17 protein-coding genes are annotated in these 15,345 nt (G+C 64.6%); 8 read left to right on the top strand and 9 right to left on the bottom strand.

Going from position 1 to position 15,345, the window contains the following annotated elements; genetic code table 11:
• Positions 1–446 precede the first annotated feature (446 nt).
• The 4 genes from WS75_RS11835 to WS75_RS11820 all read left to right on the top strand — a co-directional run bounded on the left by WS75_RS11835 (position 447) and on the right by WS75_RS11820 (position 4,253).
• The gene (locus WS75_RS11835; protein ID WP_059680618.1) at positions 447–1,664 is read left to right on the top strand and encodes a DUF2863 family protein; all 1,218 of its coding nucleotides are present in this window, start codon (positions 447–449) and stop codon (positions 1,662–1,664) included.
• Positions 1,665–1,873: 209 nt separating this feature from the next.
• Positions 1,874–2,710, top strand: coding sequence for a response regulator transcription factor (locus WS75_RS11830; protein WP_059680617.1), 837 nt, complete (start codon positions 1,874–1,876; stop codon positions 2,708–2,710).
• A gap of 75 nt (positions 2,711–2,785) precedes the next feature.
• Positions 2,786–3,460 carry an energy-coupling factor ABC transporter permease gene (locus WS75_RS11825; RefSeq protein WP_059680616.1) on the top strand — a complete coding sequence of 225 codons (675 nt, stop codon included), beginning with the start codon at positions 2,786–2,788 and terminating at the stop codon, positions 3,458–3,460.
• Positions 3,461–3,596: 136 nt separating this feature from the next.
• Complete coding sequence (locus WS75_RS11820) at positions 3,597–4,253, top strand: BspC domain-containing protein (protein ID WP_059680615.1); 657 nt, start codon at positions 3,597–3,599, stop codon at positions 4,251–4,253.
• A gap of 82 nt (positions 4,254–4,335) precedes the next feature.
• Here WS75_RS11820 and WS75_RS11815 read toward each other — a convergent pair whose 3' ends face one another.
• Together WS75_RS11815 and yaaA are read right to left on the bottom strand one after the other, a co-directional pair.
• The gene (locus tag WS75_RS11815) at positions 4,336–5,490 is read right to left on the bottom strand and encodes a M14 family metallopeptidase (protein WP_059680614.1); all 1,155 of its coding nucleotides are present in this window, start codon (positions 5,488–5,490) and stop codon (positions 4,336–4,338) included.
• 136 nt (positions 5,491–5,626) lie between these two features.
• The gene (gene yaaA, locus WS75_RS11810; protein ID WP_059680613.1) at positions 5,627–6,409 is read right to left on the bottom strand and encodes a peroxide stress protein YaaA; all 783 of its coding nucleotides are present in this window, start codon (positions 6,407–6,409) and stop codon (positions 5,627–5,629) included.
• Positions 6,410–6,466: 57 nt separating this feature from the next.
• Between yaaA and WS75_RS11805 the strand changes: the two genes are divergently transcribed.
• Complete coding sequence (locus WS75_RS11805; RefSeq protein ID WP_059680612.1) at positions 6,467–6,964, top strand: putative toxin-antitoxin system toxin component, PIN family; 498 nt, start codon at positions 6,467–6,469, stop codon at positions 6,962–6,964.
• Between the two features lie 33 nt (positions 6,965–6,997).
• Positions 6,998–8,170 carry a pyridoxal phosphate-dependent aminotransferase gene (locus WS75_RS11800; RefSeq protein WP_059680611.1) on the top strand — a complete coding sequence of 391 codons (1,173 nt, stop codon included), beginning with the start codon at positions 6,998–7,000 and terminating at the stop codon, positions 8,168–8,170.
• A 49-nt stretch (positions 8,171–8,219) separates the two neighbouring features.
• On the opposite strand, the gene WS75_RS11795 is transcribed toward WS75_RS11800, so the two are convergent.
• Positions 8,220–8,876: a glutathione S-transferase family protein gene (locus WS75_RS11795; protein WP_059680610.1), complete on the bottom strand. Its 657-nt coding sequence runs from the start codon at positions 8,874–8,876 to the stop codon at positions 8,220–8,222.
• A gap of 211 nt (positions 8,877–9,087) precedes the next feature.
• Between WS75_RS11795 and WS75_RS11790 the strand changes: the two genes are divergently transcribed.
• Complete coding sequence (locus WS75_RS11790; RefSeq protein ID WP_059680609.1) at positions 9,088–9,879, top strand: oxepin-CoA hydrolase, alternative type; 792 nt, start codon at positions 9,088–9,090, stop codon at positions 9,877–9,879.
• A 163-nt stretch (positions 9,880–10,042) separates the two neighbouring features.
• A complete protein-coding gene (locus WS75_RS11785; protein ID WP_059680608.1) occupies positions 10,043–10,735 on the top strand; it encodes a glutathione binding-like protein in 693 nt (230 codons plus the stop codon).
• Between the two features lie 51 nt (positions 10,736–10,786).
• Here the strand turns inward: WS75_RS11785 and WS75_RS11780 are convergent, their stop codons facing one another.
• The 6 genes from WS75_RS11780 to WS75_RS11755 all read right to left on the bottom strand — a co-directional run bounded on the left by WS75_RS11780 (position 10,787) and on the right by WS75_RS11755 (position 15,309).
• Positions 10,787–11,263: a MaoC family dehydratase gene (locus tag WS75_RS11780; RefSeq protein ID WP_059680607.1), complete on the bottom strand. Its 477-nt coding sequence runs from the start codon at positions 11,261–11,263 to the stop codon at positions 10,787–10,789.
• Positions 11,260–11,721 (bottom strand): MaoC family dehydratase, encoded by a 462-nt coding sequence (locus WS75_RS11775; RefSeq protein WP_059680606.1) that lies wholly within the window; start codon positions 11,719–11,721, stop codon positions 11,260–11,262. Before WS75_RS11775 ends, WS75_RS11780 begins: the two co-directional genes overlap by 4 nt.
• 34 nt (positions 11,722–11,755) lie before the next feature.
• Positions 11,756–12,889: an acyl-CoA dehydrogenase family protein gene (locus WS75_RS11770; RefSeq protein WP_059680605.1), complete on the bottom strand. Its 1,134-nt coding sequence runs from the start codon at positions 12,887–12,889 to the stop codon at positions 11,756–11,758.
• Between the two features lie 19 nt (positions 12,890–12,908).
• Positions 12,909–14,105: an acyl-CoA dehydrogenase family protein gene (locus tag WS75_RS11765; RefSeq protein WP_059680604.1), complete on the bottom strand. Its 1,197-nt coding sequence runs from the start codon at positions 14,103–14,105 to the stop codon at positions 12,909–12,911.
• Positions 14,106–14,159: 54 nt separating this feature from the next.
• Positions 14,160–14,582 carry a DUF1178 family protein gene (locus WS75_RS11760; RefSeq protein WP_059680603.1) on the bottom strand — a complete coding sequence of 141 codons (423 nt, stop codon included), beginning with the start codon at positions 14,580–14,582 and terminating at the stop codon, positions 14,160–14,162.
• Positions 14,583–14,718: 136 nt separating this feature from the next.
• The gene (locus tag WS75_RS11755) at positions 14,719–15,309 is read right to left on the bottom strand and encodes an NUDIX domain-containing protein (protein WP_059680602.1); all 591 of its coding nucleotides are present in this window, start codon (positions 15,307–15,309) and stop codon (positions 14,719–14,721) included.
• Positions 15,310–15,345 lie beyond the last annotated feature (36 nt).

The following is a 15,345-nucleotide window of genomic DNA, read 5'->3' as shown; positions in this document are numbered from 1 at the left end:
TCTGATCCGAGGATCAGCTCGCTTCCATCAAGCGCCCACACTTATCGGCTGTTAATTTTTAAAGAGCATTTCTGCGACAAACCTGAAGTTTCCCAGCAGCGCTGCGTTTTCAGCAGCAGAGAAGCGAGATTATGAACCGTGTTTTTCAGTCAGTCAACAACTTTTTGAACTGCTTCGTTGCGACGACTGGGTTCAGCTTCATGTGCGCCGGGGCTCGACAACCGACCCTCAACCGCACCGCTTCCCTTCTTCCTCCGCGCTGCGTTTCCGTTAGCGCGAAAGAGGCGTGATTCTAAGCAGCTCCCGGCAATCGCGCAAGGGTTTGATGGATTTTTCTTCATCCCCGTCGATTCGGCCTTCCGGCCATGCCGGAACACGAGACCGCTTGTGGTGCAAAGAACGGACTAGAATGTGAGGTTCTTCGCCCCTTTCTATACGTATTTAATATGCGCCAGCGAATCGCCAAACGTCTCCCCCCCGACGCCGACAAACTGGTCGGCCTGTCGCTTGCGCTCTTCGCCTCGGGCAGCCGCATCGAGGATCGCTTCTGGGAAGCGAAGCTCGATGCGCTACTCGCCAAGATCGTTCGCAACGGCAACCAGACCACGCTCGACGCGGCACTCGACCATCTGCAACAGAACCACCCTGATGCCTATGGCGCGCTCGCCGACATGGCCGAGACGCATAGTGAATCGATGGTGATCGAGCACGAAGGCCAGCCGTACGATGCGCTGCTGGTCGCCGTTCCCGTTCTTGCCTGGACGCGCTACATGATTCCGTCGGGCCCGCTGAAAAGCGACGTCGCCGACGCATTGCGCACGCACCTGCAGGCGCACGTGCTCGCGAGCGGCACGCTGGTCGGGCTGGCCCCGTTCCTCTACAGCATCGACCAATTGCCGCGTCACCACGTCGAGACCTACCGGCTCGCCCAGCAACTCGCGCACGCGGCGCTCGGCCAGCATGCAGCCAAGCTCAGCTTCGGCGACCTGCCCGAAACCTCGCCGATCCTGGCTGACCCGCGCTTCCTCCTCGCCGTCGTCGCCGCTCCCGCCGGCGCGCCGCTGTTCCGCTGGCAGGAAGAAGAGCACGGCAATCGGATCGAACGCGGTCAGTGTCTCGAGCAATGGACCGCGCAGGGTGGTCCGAACCTGTCGATTGCGCTCCCCGGCTGCGAGTTCGAATGCCTGCTCCCGGACGCATACTATTCGGCCTGCCGTGACGCGGACGAGCGCATCCGTCCGCACACCGTCCGAACGGCCATACGTTATCTTTTCGACACACTTGGTACGGCACCGCAAGAGCTGCGCGCCGTGGTCGCGGGCTTCGGCGAGCGCCGGATCGACGAGTATCGCGTCGGCTTCACGCGACGCGCCAGCAACGACGTGATCTATGGCGTCGTGTGGCCGCTCTACGGCCGCGAAAACGGCGACGTGTCGATCGACAGCGCGACGCTCGAAGGCGAAGCACCGATCGAAGGGCCGCTCGAGGAGATCGTCAGTCTGCTGAAGGAATGCGGTGTGACCGACGTCCGCCGGCACGCGGGCCGCTTCGAGCCTGAATACTGCGACGACTGCGGCGTGCCGCTCTATGCGGATCCGCTCGGCGAGATCGTCCATGCGGAAATGCCGGAAGACGCATCGCCCGCCCAACCGCACTTTCACTGATCGTACATCGCAGGCCCGCAGCGCCTGCCCGACGAAGCCGCTCCCGGTTCGATCCGGAGCGGCTTTTTTCTCGTCCGCATTTCCCTCACTCGAAATTTCAGACTTCTCCTAAGCCTTTCAGCCAAGCAGACTTAGTGTAAGGTTTTTGTCATTATTGGACCCAACGCATGCCAACGGCAGCTCAATGACTCACCTTACGGAGGTTGAATATGCGGTTCCTGGTGCTGAACTCAGACGCCGAACGGCGTGACGGACTGAAGGCCCTGCTGCGGCAGATCGACCGTCACGCCAGTATCAACGATGCGCCCGATGGCTTCCAGGCGCGCCGGCTGCTGCGCACCCAGCGCTTCGACCTCGTTGCCATCGACTGGATGGACGTCGGCCGCCTCTGCGAACTCCAGGCGCTCTGCAGCGCCTGCTCGCCGACGCCCGCCGCGGTACTGATCGACGAATCCACGCCGGAAGCCATCCAGCGCTTCTACAACTATGGCGTCGCGGGTGTAATCCCGCACTCCACGCGGCCGCACCTGATCGTGCGGGCACTCGAAATGGTTCTGCTGGGCGGCCATTACATCCCGCCCATCGCACTCAGCCTGCTGCCCTCCGCTGCCGCGGTACGCCACGACGCCCATTTCCAGACGCTCGCCGGATCGCTGCCGCGCCGCCCGCCAAGCGGCCTCCTCTCGCCGAGACAGGCGCAGATCATGCGCTTCGTCCATATGGGCAGCACCAACAAGATGATCGCTCGCACGCTCGGCATCAGCGAAGGCACCGTGAAGATCCATCTCGCCAGCATCTTCCAGCAGCTGGGCGCGGCAAACCGCGCCGCCGCAGTCGCGATCTACAACGGGTGGCTGTCGCCGCATCTCGAGGTACTGCTGGCGAACCGTGATCGAGCAAGGAAGCCCGTCATCGGCGAACGCGGCCCGGTTCCGCTGCGCAAGCAACGGAACGACCGTCCATACCCGCTGCCCGCCGCGAACACCGACACCCGGGACCTGCCGCTCGCGGCCGAACCACCAGCGCGGTTTCGGCGCGAGCGCTGATCGGACAGTATCGATATTGCGACGGTCGACATGTGCGGATTCCCACCTTTGATGCTCAACGAGTAATATGGACGCATGGGTTTTCTTTTCACACCGCTTCCGCTCTGGGTTGGCATCGGTGGCTGGATCGCCGCCGTGGCGCTGCTCGCGCTCGCGCTCTGGAAACGTCCCTTCGTCCGTCTCCAGGACGCGACGCTCCAGCACGTGTGGCTCGCGCTCGTCACCGCGATCACGGTGCTCTGGGCCTCGAATGCGTGGCTCGAAGACGGCATCGTCATGCACCTGCTCGGCGCGACGCTGCTCGTCACGCTGTTCGACTGGACGCTTGCGCTGATTGCGATGGGCGTCGTCACGGCCGTCGCCGCGATCGTCTTCGATGCGCCGTGGCAAGGCGTCGGCGTCACCTATCTGATCTACGGCGCGCTACCGGTCGCCGTGTCCGCGTTGCTGCAACGCGCCGCGATCGCGTGGCTCCCGCACAATCTCGCGTCGTTCATCGCCGGCCAGGGATTCCTGTCACCGGCCATCGCGATCGTCGCCGTCGCCGCGGCCGCGGCCGGTGTCCGGCTCGTTCTCGCGGACGGCGTGCCCGTCGTCATTCCCGCAGGCTATCTGCTGAACACCGCGCTGCTCGCGCTCGGCGAAGCGTGGTTCACCGGCATGGCCACCGCACTCATCGCCGTCTATCGTCCAGCGTGGGTCACGACGTTCGACGTTCGGCGCTATCGCCTCGGCGGCCCGCGCGCCTGAACCCGCCGGTCCCGGTGCGGTCGGTGCGCGTGACGATCCGCTTCCGCAGCGCGGAAGAGCGCGACATCTACTGCCGCACAACTTTTTTACGCTAAGATTGAACTCCTGTTCTCCATCGGGCATCTATACGTGCCCGATGTCTCATTCGCTCCTCACCAATAACCAGATGGACAGCTCACCTGCCTCGCTCCGGATCTTCCGGGCGTTCGGCAAGCTGGCAGCCTGTGTCGCGGGCCTGTCGCTTGCGCTTCCGGCACCGGTATTCGCCGACCTCCTCGATCAGCGCTCCGAACTGATCAACAAATTCGTCAATGAGATGCATGCCGATCCGATCGTCGCCGATTGTGCGGCGCACGGCAGCTTCATCGCCAGCACATCGACGGCCTTCGACCGCGTCGACTTCGCGCCGAACGCGTTCGAAAATGGCAACGCGACGATCACGCCGTGGAACGATTCGTTCGATCAGGGCAAGCAGCGCGTGAAGGTCGACAACATCGTCACGGTGGACGGCCTCGGCGTCCACAGCGACGGCAGCGACCCGACACCGCTGAAATTCCGCTGCGGCTATGTCGGACAACAAATGCTGGCGTTCAGCTGGAACGATCCGGTGCCACCGCTGAAGCCACGTGTCGAGCGCTCGTCGTCGTCGACGAAGAAATTCAAGGGCAAGTCGCACCGCGGCAAGGTCAAGGCCAAGGCATCCGGCCGCACCGGCAAGAAGGCCGTCGCAACGCAAAAATCAAGCGGCCAGAAGAAAACCGTGAAGAAGAAAACTGCGAAGAAGAAGTCCTGATTCGACGGAGCGGCAACGACAGAAGCAAGAAAGCCGGCGCATCGCTCGATGCGCCGGCTTTTTCACATCGACGACGGTACGCTTACGCGAACGTCTCGACGTGCACCAGGATCGCCGCCAGCATCGCCGCGCCAAGCGCGGCGCTCCGCTCGCCGTTCCAGCCGACCCGCTCGTCCGGAAGGTTTGCATTGTCCTTGAACGGCATCTCGAGCGTCAGAGACAGGCAGCCAAACTGATGGCCGATGTACTTCGACGCAAGCTTGAGCGCGTCTTCCTTGTACTTGCTCGCCGCATAACCGTGCTCGGTCTGGAAATCCGGGCTCGCGACCTTGAACGCATCGATGAATGCGGTCTGCTCCTTGCCCTGCTGCTCCGTGAAGCTCGGCAGCATTTCCGAACCGGCGACGAACACGTACGGCAGATCTTCGTCACCGTGAATGTCGAAGAACATGTCGCAGCCGATCGAATGGATCGCATCGCGCACAGCCAGCACTTCGGGGCTGCGCTCGGCATCGGGCGCCATCCACTCGCGGTTCAAATTCGCGCCTGCCGCGTTGGTGCGCAGGTTGCCGTGCACGCTGCCGTCCGGATTCATGTTCGGGACGATGTAGAACGTCGCGCGGTCGTATAGCTTGCGCGCCACCGGATCGCCCGCCCAGTCGCCCCACCCGGCCAGTCGCTTGACGAACCCTTCGACGAACCACTCGGCCATCGTCTCGCCCGGGTGCTGGCGCGCGATGATCCATACTTTCTTCTTCGGTGCGCCGTCGACCTCCGGCGTACCGAGCGTCAGCAGCGACATCGGACGGCCTTCGACCGTTCGGCCGAGCTCGACGACGCTCGCCTGCGGCAATTGCTGGACCGCGCCGAGGAACGCTGCATGACGCTCCTCCGAGTACGGCTCGAAATACGCGTAGTAGATGCTGTCGAACTCGGGCGTATGGTCGATGGTCATCGTCTTGCCGTCGAACGTCGTCGGCACGCGGAACCAGTCGACCCGGTCGTAGCTCGCGACCGCACTGTAGTTACGCCATCCCGACGGATACGCGCATTCGGCCGCATTCTCGAACGACATCACGCACCGCGCACCGCGTGCGCCCGTCAAGCGAAAGTAGAACCATTGGGCGAATTCCGAGCGGTTGTCGCCGCGTACGCGCAGCCGGATCGCGTCGGGGCTGTCGCATGACACGACGTCGATGGCGCCCGCGTCGAAATTGCTGGTAATCGAAAGGGTCATCTATCTCTCCAGTGTCGAGCGGAATGAGTGCTTCAGCACTGACTCCGGCCCGATGCAGAGCAGTCGACCGGAACCGGCAGTTTGCCGCGTGTCCGGCCTCATGCAGCGCCGGCCGTCTCGTGAACGGCCGGCTTGGTCATTCGCCGATTCGCCGGCGATATACGTAAGTCGAATCGTTCGACGCAGCGGCATCGAACGCGTAGTCTTCCACCGCGAAATCCTTCAGCGCCGCCGGTTCGGCGATGCGGTTCTCGACGATGTAGCGCGCCATCAAGCCACGGGCGCGCTTCGCATGGAAGCTGATGATCTTGTAGCGGCCGCCCTTCCAGTCCTCGAACACCGGCGTGACGATCGGCGCGGCCAGCAGTTTGGGCTTGACCGACTTGAAGTACTCGGTCGACGCGCAGTTGATCAGCACGCGCGCCGCGCCGCTGCGCGTCTCGAGCTGCTCGTTCAACGCCCGCGTGATCCGGTCGCCCCAGAACGCATACAGATCCTTGCCGCGCGCGTTCGCGAATCGGGTACCCATCTCGAGCCGGTACGGCTGCAGCAGGTCGAGCGGACGCAGCAGCCCGTACAGGCCCGACAGCACGCGCACGTGCTGCTGCGCATAGTCGAGATCGGCGGCCGACAGCGATTTGGCATCGAACCCTTCATACACGTCACCGTTGAACGCGAGCACGGCCTGCTTCGCGTTGGCCGTCGTGAAGGTCGGCGACCAGTCCGCATAGCGCTGGAAGTTCAGCCGCGCGAGCGGGTCGGAGATGTCCATCAGCGTCGAGATGTCCTGCGGCGACAACTTGCGCAGGCCGTCGATCAGTTCCGACGCATCGTCGACGAATGCAGGCTTCGTGTAAGACGGGACGTGGGCGGGCGTATCGTAGTCGAGGGATTTGGCTGGGGAGAGAACGATTATCATAGAGGCTCGCTGGCACGCCGTGCCTTGCGGTCAGACGAAAACCACCGATTGTAACGAATGACCCGCTCCCTCGCCCCGCATGCCGCACATCGCGTCGTGCTCGACTCGAACGTCTGGATCGACATACTCGTATTCGACGACCCTGCCACACGCCCGATCCGGGCTGCGCTCGAACGCGGCACGCTGGCCGCCGTAATCGACGGCCGCTGCCTGAACGAGCTAGAACTCGTGCTCGATTATCCGCAGTTTCAGGCGCGCGCGATCGACAAGGCCGAAGCGCTCGCGACGGTCGCGCGCCTGACCAGCCTTGTCGAGCCACCGCCCGTCGAGGCCGGCGCGCCCCCCCTGCCAAAGTGCAAGGACCGCGACGACCAGAAATTCCTCGAGCTTGCGCGCGCCGCGCAGGCGGACTGGCTCGTATCGAAGGACCGTGCGCTGCTGAAGCTCGCGAAGCGCACCGCACGCGACTTCGGCTTCCGGATCGCGCAGCCCGCGCCGTTTACCGAAGCCTGCGCGCTCGATGCCGCGTCGGCCACCACTCCCACGCCGGCCTGAAGGGCCCGGCACCACCCGCTTGCGACCGTATCGATGAACGCTCCTTCCGACATGCCTACGACTCCCGTTTTTCCCTCGCGCCTGCCGAACGTCGGCACGACGATCTTCACGGTCATGAGCGCGCTCGCCGCCGAGAAAGGCGCCGTGAACCTCGGCCAGGGCTTCCCGGATTTCGACTGCGACCCGCGCATCGTCGACGCGGTCGCGACCGCGATGCGCAACGGTCACAACCAGTATCCGCCGATGGCCGGCATCGCGCCGTTGCGCGACGCGATCGCCGGCAAGATCGCGCAGGTCTACGGCCGGCTCTACGACCCGGCCACCGAGATCACGGTCACGGCCGGCGCGACGCAGGCCCTGCTGACGGCGATCCTGTGCGCGGTCCATCCGGGTGACGAGGTGATCGTCGTCGAACCGACCTACGACAGCTATCTGCCGTCGATCGAGCTCGCCGGCGGCAAGCCCGTGTTCGTCACGCTGGAAGCGCCCGACTATGCGATCCCGTTCGATCGCCTGGCCGCCGCGATCACGCCGAAAACGCGAATGATCATGATCAACACGCCGCACAATCCGACCGGCACCGTGTGGCGCGAGGCCGACATGCGCAAGCTCGAGGAGATCGTGCGCGGCACCAACGTGCTGATCCTGTCGGATGAAGTGTACGAACACATGGTCTACGACGGCGCGCGGCATGAAAGCGTCGCGCGCTACCCGGAACTGGCCGCGCGCAGCTTCATCGTGTCGAGCTTCGGGAAGACCTACCATGTGACGGGCTGGAAGGTTGGCTACGTCGCGGCGCCTGCCGCGCTGACCGCGGAGTTCCGCAAGGTCCATCAGTTCAACGTGTTCACGGTGAACACACCGATGCAGGTCGGGCTCGCCGACTACCTGCGCGATCCGGCACCGTACCTGACACTGCCCGACTTCTACCAGAAGAAGCGCGACTTCTTCCGCGCCGGCCTCGAGCGCACGCGCTTCAAGCTGCTGCCCTGCCCCGGCACGTACTTCCAGTGCGTTGACTATTCGGCGATCAGCGACCTGCCCGAAGCGGAATTCTCGAAGTGGCTCACGTCGGAGATCGGCGTGGCGGCGATTCCGGTGTCGGCGTTCTATCACGAACCGCACGAATCGGGCATCGTGCGCTTCTGCTTCGCGAAACAGGAAAGCACGCTGGCATCCGCACTCGAACGGCTCGCACGCCTGTAAGTCCTGCATGGGCGGCCGGGCGCGGTACGACACCGCGCCCGCGCCGCGCTTACGAACGCGCGGCGCTCATCGCCTCGACATAGGCCTTGCGATCAGCCGCCACGCGCTGCGCGGCCGGCCGCTCACCGACCAGCTTCGCGTGCGCCTTCCAGTCAATGCCGGCATCAAGCAGGAAATCGCGGCCGAAGATGGCCTTCGTCGCCATGCCGATCACCGGCAGATGGATCGTCGCGGCAATGTCCGCAAGACTGAACGTGTCGCCCAGCACGTAGGGCGAGAACTGCGTCATCCGCTTGAACGCATCGATCGAGCGCGGCAGGCGCCTCTCGACGTGCGCCTTCGTCCCGTCGCTGACCTTGCCGCCGAAAAACGCTTCCGTATAGACCTCGCGCGTGGTCCATTCGAGATACAGCTCGAGCGTCTCGACGAGTTCGCGCACCTTCGCGGCCGCGAACGGTCCGGCCGGGAAAATGGCCTTGTCGGGATAACGCGCCGCCAGATACTCGATGATCACCTGCGATTCGAACAGCGCGCCCTCCTCCGTCCTCAAGAACGGAATCTTGCCGAGCGGCGAATCGGCGAGCAGTGCCGGATCGCTGATCGGCAGGCTGCATGCCGATTCCTCGAACGGGATGTCATGCTCGAGCAGGACGAACTTCACCTTGTTGTAATAGTTGGACAACGGAATACCGCACAGCTGTAGCATCGGAGTCTCCTACGTTGCTGAAGCGCGGCCGCGGCGATGCCGGCGGCATCGGAATGCGTCGCGCTGAAAAGCACGTTCGTGCTAGTCTAAAGCAGTTTCGCGTCTGTCACGACAACAACGCATCCGCTGCGGCAGCACCCTCACGGGTATGCGCACGCGCCCGCGTAGCATGCGGTGCCGCAGCCTCGCCATCCGATGGAGACACACTCGCATGAGCGCTGAACTGCTGGCCTCGCGTCCACCCGAGAGCGAATCGACGCTCGTCCTCACGCTGTCCAATCCCGGCGCACGCAACGCGCTGCATCCCGACATGTATGCGGCCGGCGTCGAGGCGCTCGCCACCGCCGAGCGCGACCCCGCCATTCGCGCGGTCGTGCTCACGGGTGCCGATCGTTTCTTTTGCGCAGGCGGCAACCTGAACCGGCTGCTCGACAACCGCTCGAAGGATCCGTCCTATCAGGCCGACAGCATCGATCAACTCGCCGCGTGGATCACGGCGATCCGCGCAGCGACCAAGCCCGTGATCGCGGCAGTCGAAGGTGCGGCGGCCGGCGCGGGCTTTTCGCTCGCGCTCGCGTGCGACCTGATCGTTGCCGCGCACGACGCGAAGTTCGTGATGTCGTACGCGCGCGTCGGCCTCACGCCCGACGGCGGCGGCTCGTGGTTCCTCGCGCGCGCATTGCCGCGTGCGCTCGCCGCCGAAATCCTGTTCGAAGGCAAGCCCGTCGCGGCCGACCGCCTGCATGCGCTCGGCGTCGTCAATCGGCTCGCCGTGCCCGGTGCCGCGCTGTCCGACGCGCTCGCGTGGGCCGACTCGCTTGCCGGCATCTCGCCGAACGCGCTCACGCGCATCAAGTCGCTGCTCGACGATGCGACCGCCCAGCCGCTCGATGCGCATCTGGACACCGAGCGCGATCACTTCGTCGCATCGTTGCATCATGCGAACGCATTCGAAGGGATTACCGCATTCCTCGAGAAACGCCAACCGCGCTACAAGCGCTGATCCGCAAGCCCTCGCCGTTCCGGCGGCGTTTCGGTCGCCGCACCGACATGCACGCGGCCGCACGTTTCCGTCGCCTGCAGCCCGCATCGATCCATGCTCTAATGACCGCCTGTCGCGGCGCCCCGCCGGCGCCGTTTTCGCGCATGCAATAAAGGAGTTGACGATGATCGACGTCTACAGCTGGGCGACCCCGAACGGCCACAAGGTACACATCATGCTCGAGGAAACGGGCCTCGCGTATCGTGCGCATCCGGTCGATATCGGTGCGGGCGACCAGTTCAAGCCCGAATTCCTGAAGATCAGCCCGAACAACAAGATCCCCGCGATCGTCGACGCGGACGGCCCCGACGGCAAGCCGATCTCGCTGTTCGAATCGGGCGCGATCCTCGTGTACCTGGCGGAAAAGACCGGCAAGTTCCTGCCGACCGAGCCGGCCGAGCGCTACGCGACGCTCGAATGGCTGATGTTTCAGATGGGCGGCGTCGGCCCGATGCTCGGGCAGGCACATCACTTCCGGCTGTATGCGCCGGAGAAGATCGAGTACGCGGTGAATCGCTACACGAACGAAGCGAAGCGCCTTTACAACGTGATGGAAAAGCGTCTCGGCGAATCCGAATTTCTCGCCGGCGACACGTACACGATCGCGGACATTGCAACGTTCCCGTGGACGCGCTCGTGGCAGAATCAGGGCATCGTGCTCGACGAACTGCCAAACGTGAAGCGCTGGCACGAAACGATTGCCGCGCGTCCGGCCGTGCAGCGCGGCGTCGAAGTACTCGCATCGCTGCGCAAGCCGCTGCAGGATGACAAGGCGCGCGAAATGCTGTTCGGTGCGACGCAATACGCGAAGCACTGACGAACCACGCACCAAGCGACGCGGCGGCATCCGTCGATGCCGCCGCGCGCATCAGAAATAGTGCAGCGTAATGAATTCCGCCGCGCAAACGAGCAACGGCACGTCCGGACGCTCGACCTGCATCGACACCGACCACGTCACCTGCACACCGCCCTGAGCCGCCTCTGCGGCTTCCTTCACCGCGAACAGCGCGCGCACGCGTGCGCCGACCGGCACCGGCTTCAGGAATCGCACGCGGTTCAGTCCGTAGTTCACACCCATCTTCTGCTCGAAGCGCATCGCTTCGATCATCAGCGCGGGAATCAGCGACAGCGTCAGGAATCCGTGCGTGATCGGGCCGCCGAATGGCGACTCGCGCCGCGCCCGCTCGGGATCGACGTGAATCCACTGATGATCGCCGGTGGCGTCGGCAAAACCATCGACGCGACGCTGGTCGATCTCGACCCAGCCGCTCGCGAGCGGCTCCGCACCGACCCGCTCGTGCAGCGCTTGCGCCGACGCGATAAGCGGCACTGTCACGTCGGTCATACGCCGACTCCTTGCGGATGACGCAGTCCGAAGATCACCTTGGTATGCACGCTGATCACCGTGTCGCCGGCACCGTTGACGCCGATCCACTCCGTCGACACGATGCCGCGATCGGGCTTGCTCGCCGACACGCGCTTGTCGTGGACCTTCTGGTACATCGTGATCGTGTCGCCGGCACGCACGGGCTTGAGCCAGCGGATCGAGTCGATGCCGGGCGAGCCCATGCTGGTCGAATCCGGCCCCAGCTTCTTGACGAGCAGGCTCATGAACACCGAGCACGTATGCCAGCCGCTCGCAACCAGTCCACCGAACGGCGATGCCTTGCCGGCCGCTTCGTCGAGGTGGAACGGTTGCGGATCGTAGCGTTGCGCGAATGCCTTGATATCGTCCGATTCGAACGTATAGCGGCCGATTTCGGTCGTACTGCCGACTTCCAGATCTTCGTAACTGATACCCACTGTCTATCTCCTCTGGCGCGCGCACGCGCCGCCGTCATGCCGCTTCGGTTTGCGCGAAATCCGGCAGGGCCGCAATGCGCGCAAGATGATGATCGGTGTCGCCGAGTGTCGTCTCGATGATCGACAGCCGCTTGAACAGGTGTGCGGCGGCAACCTCATTGGTCACGCCCATGCCGCCGTGCAGCTGCACCGCTTGCTGCCCGACGAAGCGCGCGGCCGCGCCGACCCGCGCCTTCGCGGCCGACACCGCCTTGCGACGCGCATCGGCATCGCCGCCCGCGTAACGCACCGCAGCCAGGTAAGTCAGCGAGCGCGCCTGTTCCGCATGAATCAGCATGTCGACCATTCGGTGCTGCAGTGCCTGGAAACGTGCAATCGGTACGCCGAACTGTTCGCGCGTCTTCGTGTATTCGACCGTCGCGCGGTTCAGCTCGTCGAGTGCGCCGACCGCTTCGGCGCAAAGCAGGAAGGTCGCGTAATCGGCAATCTGCTCGAGTGCGGCCGCATCGCGTGCGCCGCCCGTCAGCTGCCGCGCAGGCGTGTCACGCAGTTCGATCGTCGCGGCGCGCTGGCCGTCGATCGTCCGGTAGTCGACGAGTTTCGCCCCTGCGGCATCGCGCTCGACGACGAACAGGCCGATGCCGCCGCCGTCGACCCGAGCGGGTACGATCCACGCATGCGCCTGCGCGCCGTGCTGAACGACCGACTTGGTTCCGGTCAGTCGGTACGTGCCGCCCTGCTCACGCGCGTGTGTATCGAGTGCGTACAGGTCGTAGCGCGCCCGCGGTTCGTGGAATGCAACGGCCACGCGCTTCTGCCCTTGTGCGACCGCTTCCAGCAGCGCGGCATCGTCGCCCGTGCCGGACCCGGCGACACGCAGCGCCTCGATGCCGACCGCCGTCGCCCAGTACGGCTCGACCACGAGTGCACGGCCGAGCTCCTGCATCGCGACCAGCATGTCGACCGGGCCGCCGCCGAAACCGCCCTGTGCATCCGGCACGGGCAGCGCGGTCAGGCCCAGCTCCGCGAATGCGCTCCATTGCGCGTCCGACACGCCGGCATCGCTTCGCACGATGGCCTGGCGCGCGTCGAAACCGTATTGCTCGCCGAGATAACGGCGCAGCGCGTCGGCAAACTGTTGCTGCTCATCGGTAAAGCTGAAATCCATGGTTGTCTCCGTTCCCTGATCACAGCCCCAGGATCATCTGCGCGATGATGTTCTTCTGAATCTCGTTCGAACCGCCGTAGATCGACGTCTTGCGGTAATTGAAGTAGTAGGCGGCGAGCGGCGCGGCATCGTCGTCGCCCGCGCTGCTGTGTTCGCGTTCGCCCTCGAGGAACGGGACGTCGAACGGCGCGGCGAGCGGCCCGATCGCTTCGAACATCAGCTCGGTAAGCGCCTGCTGCACCTCGGTGCCCTTGATCTTCAACATCGATGCCTCGGGGCCCGGCCCCTTGCCGCTCGTCTCGCGGCTCACGACACGCAGCACCGTCACCTCTAGCGCTATCAGCTCAACTTCGAGCGCGGCGACCTTCGCGGCAAACACGGGATCGGCGAGCAACGGCTTGCCGTTCTTGCGCTGGTTCGACGCCACGCGTTTCAGGAATGCGAGCTCGCGCTTCGACGCGCCGACGCGTGCGATGCCGGTGCGCTCGTGGCCCAACAGGTATTTCGCGTAAGTCCAGCCGCGGTTTTCATCGCCGACGAGATTCTCGACGGGCACCTTCACGTCCTCGAAGAACACCTCGTTGACTTCGTGATCCTCGTCGAGCGTGATGATCGGACGCACCGTGATGCCGGGCGTCTTCATGTCGATCAGCAGGAACGAGATGCCCTCCTGTTTCTTCGCCGCCGGATCGGTGCGCACGAGACAGAACATCATGTCCGCGTACTGACCCAGCGTCGTCCACGTCTTCTGGCCGTTGACGACGTAGTGGTCGCCGTGACGTTCGGCACGCGTGCGCAGCGATGCGAGATCCGACCCGGAGCCCGGCTCCGAATAACCCTGGCACCACCAGTCGGTGCCGTCGAGAATGCGCGGCAGATAGTGGCGCTTCTGCGCTTCGCTGCCGTATTTCATCAGCACCGGCGCGACCATCGATACGCCGAACGGCAGCACGGTCGGCGCGCCGATGCGTGCGCACTCCTCATCCCAGATGTGGCGCTGCGTCGCGTTCCATTCCGGACCGCCATATTCGGCCGGCCACGCGGGCGCGGACCAGCCGCGCTGGCCGAGAATCCGGTGCCAGCTCGCGAAATCCTCGCGGTCTAGTCGTTTGTGATTGAGTACCTTGGCGCGCAGTGCATGAGGCAGGTTGGCCTCGAGCCAGACGCGGACGTCGACGCGGAACGCGTCGTCGGCGGGGGAGTAATCCAGATCCATGCGCAGTGTCTCCTGGCCGCGGCCGTCCGGCCCGGCAAGGACACACTGCGTACGTCATTGCAGCGGTTCTTTCAGCGCGGCAGGAATCGGTAGCGGCATCACGTCGATGCCTTCTTCGACCAAGGATTGCGCATCCTCCGGCGTCGTGACGCCACGAATGCTGCGCGCCGGCGCCTCGTTGTAATGAATGCGCCGCGCTTCCTCGGCGAAGCGCTCGCCCACGTTCTCGGTCTTCTCCAGCACCTCGCGCAGTGCGCGCATCACCTGCGCCTGCAACGCACGCGGATCGGCCGGCGGCGCCTGCGTCGCGCCCGACAGGTTCAGGCGCGGCGCCGACGGCATCCGGTTGATCTCGGTCGTCCCGCATACCGGACATTCGACCAGCTTGCGGGACAACTGCGCTTCGAACTCATCGGCGGAAGCGAACCAGCCTTCGAACCGATGACCGTGCGGGCACTGTAAATCGAGGACCTTCATGCTGAATCAGGGCGTGTGGCGAGTGTAGCGCAAAACGCGCTTTTGTGAACGATCGTGCTAAACGAGGATCGCGCGGCCGGACAGCGGCCGCATCACAGAATTGTAACGCGGCGCCCCACTCGCCGCTGACGCGCCGTCAGGGCTTCTCGACCGGGCCGAGCGGCCAGGTGCCGGACAGCACCTTGTCGAGCCACATCGCGCCGATGATCGTCTTCACGTCAGTGATCTGGCCTGTGCGCACCCACTCCTGCAGGTCGGGCAGCGTCGCCGTGAAGGTTTCGAGGAATTCGCCTTCGTCGAGCTTACGCTCGCCGGCCGTCAGGCCGCGCGCGAGATACAGGTCGATGAATTCGGTCGAATACGAAATGATCGGGTGAATCCGGGCCAGGAACACGTATTCGTGCGCCGTGTAGCCCGTTTCCTCGCGCAGTTCGCGCACCGCGCAGGCGAGCGCGCCCTCGTTCGGATCAAGTTTGCCGGCGGGGAATTCGGCCATGACCTTGCCGATCGGATAGCGATACTGGCTTTCCATCAGCACGCGGCCGTCGTCGAACAGCGGGATCACCATCACCGCGCCGGGGTGCTGGACGTATTCGCGGGTGGCCTGCTTGCCGTCGGGCAAACGAACGGTATCGCGCTTCAGCTTGAGGAACGAGCCGTCGAAAATCGCCTCGCTCTCGAGGCATGTTTCGGTCAGTGCGGCGTCGTGATTGGGTAGTTCGGCCATCGGCGGGCTCCGGAGGAATGAGCACGCGACGGCCGA

The organism is Burkholderia sp. FL-7-2-10-S1-D7, from assembly GCF_001524185.1.
GTDB classification, from domain to species: domain Bacteria; phylum Pseudomonadota; class Gammaproteobacteria; order Burkholderiales; family Burkholderiaceae; genus Burkholderia; species Burkholderia diffusa.
Note: the sequence above shows the minus strand (reverse complement) of the source record. Positions and strands in the feature narration are given on the sequence as shown.

What these genes read in the sequence shown, in the direction of transcription:
- WS75_RS11830 (WP_059680617.1), top strand. Translation starts at nt 1,874, where the DNA reads ATGCGGTTCCTGGTGCTGAACTCAGACGCCGAACGGCGTGACGGACTG.
- WS75_RS11825 (WP_059680616.1), top strand. Translation starts at nt 2,786, where the DNA reads ATGGGTTTTCTTTTCACACCGCTTCCGCTCTGGGTTGGCATCGGTGGC.
- WS75_RS11780 (WP_059680607.1), bottom strand. Translation starts at nt 11,263, where the DNA reads ATGACCGACGTGACAGTGCCGCTTATCGCGTCGGCGCAAGCGCTGCAC.
- WS75_RS11755 (WP_059680602.1), bottom strand. Translation starts at nt 15,309, where the DNA reads ATGGCCGAACTACCCAATCACGACGCCGCACTGACCGAAACATGCCTC.
- WS75_RS11760 (WP_059680603.1), bottom strand. Translation starts at nt 14,582, where the DNA reads ATGAAGGTCCTCGATTTACAGTGCCCGCACGGTCATCGGTTCGAAGGC.
- WS75_RS11770 (WP_059680605.1), bottom strand. Translation starts at nt 12,889, where the DNA reads ATGGATTTCAGCTTTACCGATGAGCAGCAACAGTTTGCCGACGCGCTG.
- WS75_RS11800 (WP_059680611.1), top strand. Translation starts at nt 6,998, where the DNA reads ATGAACGCTCCTTCCGACATGCCTACGACTCCCGTTTTTCCCTCGCGC.
- WS75_RS11815 (WP_059680614.1), bottom strand. Translation starts at nt 5,490, where the DNA reads ATGACCCTTTCGATTACCAGCAATTTCGACGCGGGCGCCATCGACGTC.
- WS75_RS11820 (WP_059680615.1), top strand. Translation starts at nt 3,597, where the DNA reads ATGTCTCATTCGCTCCTCACCAATAACCAGATGGACAGCTCACCTGCC.
- WS75_RS11835 (WP_059680618.1), top strand. Translation starts at nt 447, where the DNA reads ATGCGCCAGCGAATCGCCAAACGTCTCCCCCCCGACGCCGACAAACTG.
- yaaA (WP_059680613.1), bottom strand. Translation starts at nt 6,409, where the DNA reads ATGATAATCGTTCTCTCCCCAGCCAAATCCCTCGACTACGATACGCCC.
- WS75_RS11805 (WP_059680612.1), top strand. Translation starts at nt 6,467, where the DNA reads ATGACCCGCTCCCTCGCCCCGCATGCCGCACATCGCGTCGTGCTCGAC.
- WS75_RS11795 (WP_059680610.1), bottom strand. Translation starts at nt 8,876, where the DNA reads ATGCTACAGCTGTGCGGTATTCCGTTGTCCAACTATTACAACAAGGTG.
- WS75_RS11765 (WP_059680604.1), bottom strand. Translation starts at nt 14,105, where the DNA reads ATGGATCTGGATTACTCCCCCGCCGACGACGCGTTCCGCGTCGACGTC.
- WS75_RS11785 (WP_059680608.1), top strand. Translation starts at nt 10,043, where the DNA reads ATGATCGACGTCTACAGCTGGGCGACCCCGAACGGCCACAAGGTACAC.
- WS75_RS11790 (WP_059680609.1), top strand. Translation starts at nt 9,088, where the DNA reads ATGAGCGCTGAACTGCTGGCCTCGCGTCCACCCGAGAGCGAATCGACG.